This is a genomic window from Streptomyces sp. NPDC090088, from assembly GCF_044747345.1.
Classification (GTDB): Bacteria; Actinomycetota; Actinomycetes; order Streptomycetales; family Streptomycetaceae; genus Streptomyces.
This window is the reverse complement of sequence record NZ_JBIVDZ010000022.1, coordinates 1-3,452: the sequence shown is the minus strand read 5'-3', so window position 1 is coordinate 3,452 and position 3,452 is coordinate 1. Positions and strand designations below refer to the sequence as shown.

At 57.1% G+C, this 3,452-nt stretch carries 2 rRNA genes; both read left to right on the top strand.

Features of this window, described 5'->3' with window-relative positions:
- Positions 1 to 138: 138 nt before the first annotated feature.
- Positions 139 to 3,245, top strand: a 23S ribosomal RNA gene (locus ACIPSJ_RS51880).
- A gap of 90 nt (positions 3,246 to 3,335) precedes the next feature.
- Positions 3,336 to 3,452 (top strand): 5S ribosomal RNA (gene rrf, locus ACIPSJ_RS51875).

The window sequence follows — 3,452 nt, the reverse complement described above, 5'->3', positions numbered from 1 at the left end:
ACGTCCGGGCACGCTGTTGGGTGTCTGAGGGAATGAGATTCCTTCAGTGCCGGCCCCAGTGAACTCATCGGATCTTCTGGTGGGGTGATGGGTGGCTGGTCGTTGTTTGAGAACTGCACAGTGGACGCGAGCATCTGTGGCCAAGTTTTTAAGGGCGCACGGTGGATGCCTTGGCACCAGGAACCGATGAAGGACGTGGGAGGCCGCGATAGTCCCCGGGGAGTCGTCAACCAGGCTTTGATCCGGGGGTTTCCGAATGGGGAAACCCGGCAGTCGTCATGGGCTGTCACCCACTGCTGAACACATAGGCAGTGTGGAGGGAACGAGGGGAAGTGAAACATCTCAGTACCCTCAGGAAGAGAAAACAACCGTGATTCCGGGAGTAGTGGCGAGCGAAACCGGATGAGGCCAAACCGTATGCGTGTGAGACCCGGCAGGGGTTGCGTATACGGGGTTGTGGGATCTCTCTTCTGTTGTCTGCCGGCGACAGGACGAGTCAGAAACCGTTGATGTAGGCGAAGGACATGCGAAAGGTCCGGCGTAGAGGGTAAGACCCCCGTAGCTGAAACATTGACGGCTCGTTTGAGAGACACCCAAGTAGCACGGGGCCCGAGAAATCCCGTGTGAATCTGGCGGGACCACCCGCTAAGCCTAAATATTCCCTGGTGACCGATAGCGGATAGTACCGTGAGGGAATGGTGAAAAGTACCCCGGGAGGGGAGTGAAATAGTACCTGAAACCGTGTGCCTACAAGCCGTGGGAGCATCCTTGTGGTGTGACTGCGTGCCTTTTGAAGAATGAGCCTGCGAGTTTGCGGTGTGTTGCGAGGTTAACCCGTGTGGGGTAGCCGTAGCGAAAGCGAGTCCGAATAGGGCGGTGGAGTAGCACGCTCAAGACCCGAAGCGGAGTGATCTAGCCATGGGCAGGTTGAAGCGGAGGTAAGACTTCGTGGAGGACCGAACCCACCAGGGTTGAAAACCTGGGGGATGACCTGTGGTTAGGGGTGAAAGGCCAATCAAACTCCGTGATAGCTGGTTCTCCCCGAAATGCATTTAGGTGCAGCGTCGTGTGTTTCTTGCCGGAGGTAGAGCACTGGATAGGCGATGGGCCCTACCGGGTTACTGACCTTAGCCAAACTCCGAATGCCGGTAAGTGAGAGCGCGGCAGTGAGACTGTGGGGGATAAGCTCCATGGTCGAGAGGGAAACAGCCCAGAGCATCGACTAAGGCCCCTAAGCGTACGCTAAGTGGGAAAGGATGTGGAGTCGCAGAGACAACCAGGAGGTTGGCTTAGAAGCAGCCACCCTTGAAAGAGTGCGTAATAGCTCACTGGTCTAGTGATTCCGCGCCGACAATGTAGCGGGGCTCAAGCGTACCGCCGAAGTCGTGTCATTGCAGCGATAAGCCCCAACGGGTGCTGTGATGGGTAGGGGAGCGTCGTGTGCCGGGTGAAGCAGCACCGGAAGGTAGTTGTGGACGGTTCACGAGTGAGAATGCAGGCATGAGTAGCGATTCACACGTGGGAAACGTGTGCGCCGATTGACTAAGGGTTCCTGGGTCAAGCTGATCTGCCCAGGGTAAGTCGGGACCTAAGGCGAGGCCGACAGGCGTAGTCGATGGATAACCGGTTGATATTCCGGTACCCGCTGTGAAGCGTCAAACATCGAGCATCGTGATGCTAAGGCCGTGAAGCCGCCCTGATCTCTTCGGAGTTGAGGGGAGTGGTGGAGCCGCCGGCCCAAGCGGTTAGTAGGTGAGTGATGGGGTGACGCAGGAAGGTAGTCCATCCCGGGCGGTGGTTGTCCCGGGGTAAGGGTGTAGGACGTCAGGTAGGTAAATCCGCCTGGCAATAGTCTGAGACCTGATGCCGAGCCGATTGTGGTGAAGTGGATGATCCTATGCTGTCGAGAAAAGCCTCTAGCGAGTTTCATGGCGGCCCGTACCCTAAACCGACTCAGGTGGTCAGGTAGAGAATACCGAGGCGTTCGGGTGAACTATGGTTAAGGAACTCGGCAAAATGCCCCCGTAACTTCGGGAGAAGGGGGGCCACACCTGGTGAGAACACTTGCTGTTCGAGCTGGGGGTGGCCGCAGAGACCAGCGAGAAGCGACTGTTTACTAAAAACACAGGTCCGTGCGAAGCCGTAAGGCGATGTATACGGACTGACGCCTGCCCGGTGCTGGAACGTTAAGGGGACCGGTTAGCTCCATTTCGGTGGGGCGAAGCTGAGAACTTAAGCGCCAGTAAACGGCGGTGGTAACTATAACCATCCTAAGGTAGCGAAATTCCTTGTCGGGTAAGTTCCGACCTGCACGAATGGCGTAACGACTTCTCGACTGTCTCAACCATAGGCCCGGTGAAATTGCACTACGAGTAAAGATGCTCGTTTCGCGCAGCAGGACGGAAAGACCCCGGGACCTTTACTACAGTTTGATATTGGTGTTCGGTTCGGCTTGTGTAGGATAGCTGGGAGACTGTGAACTCCGGACGCCAGTTCGGGGGGAGTCGTCGTTGAAATACCAGTCTGGTCGTGCTGGATGTCTAACCTGGGTCCGTGATCCGGATCAGGGACAGTGTCTGATGGGTAGTTTAACTGGGGCGGTTGCCTCCTAAAGAGTAACGGAGGCGCCCAAAGGTTCCCTCAGCCTGGTTGGCAATCAGGTGTTGAGTGTAAGTGCACAAGGGAGCTTGACTGTGAGACCGACGGGTCGAGCAGGGACGAAAGTCGGGACTAGTGATCCGGCGGTGGCTTGTGGAAGCGCCGTCGCTCAACGGATAAAAGGTACCCCGGGGATAACAGGCTGATCTTCCCCAAGAGTCCATATCGACGGGATGGTTTGGCACCTCGATGTCGGCTCGTCGCATCCTGGGGCTGGAGTCGGTCCCAAGGGTTGGGCTGTTCGCCCATTAAAGCGGTACGCGAGCTGGGTTTAGAACGTCGTGAGACAGTTCGGTCCCTATCCGCTGCGCGCGCAGGAATATTGAGAAGGGCTGTCCCTAGTACGAGAGGACCGGGACGGACGAACCTCTGGTGTGCCAGTTGTTCTGCCAAGGGCATGGCTGGTTGGCTACGTTCGGGAGGGATAACCGCTGAAAGCATCTAAGCGGGAAGCCTGCTTCGAGATGAGTATTCCCACCCACTTGATGGGGTAAGGCTCCCAGTAGACGACTGGGTTGATAGGCCGGATCTGGAAGCCCAGTAATGGGTGGAGGTGACCGGTACTAATAGGCCGAGGGCTTGTCCTCAGTTGCTCGCGTCCACTGTGTTGGTTCTGAAACCACGAACAGCCCCATGCCATGGTCACGGTGTGGTGCGGCTGGACAGTTTCATAGTGTTTCGGTGGTCATAGCGTGAGGGAAACGCCCGGTTACATTCCGAACCCGGAAGCTAAGCCTTACAGCGCCGATGGTACTGCAGGGGGGACCCTGTGGGAGAGTAGGACGCCGCCGAAC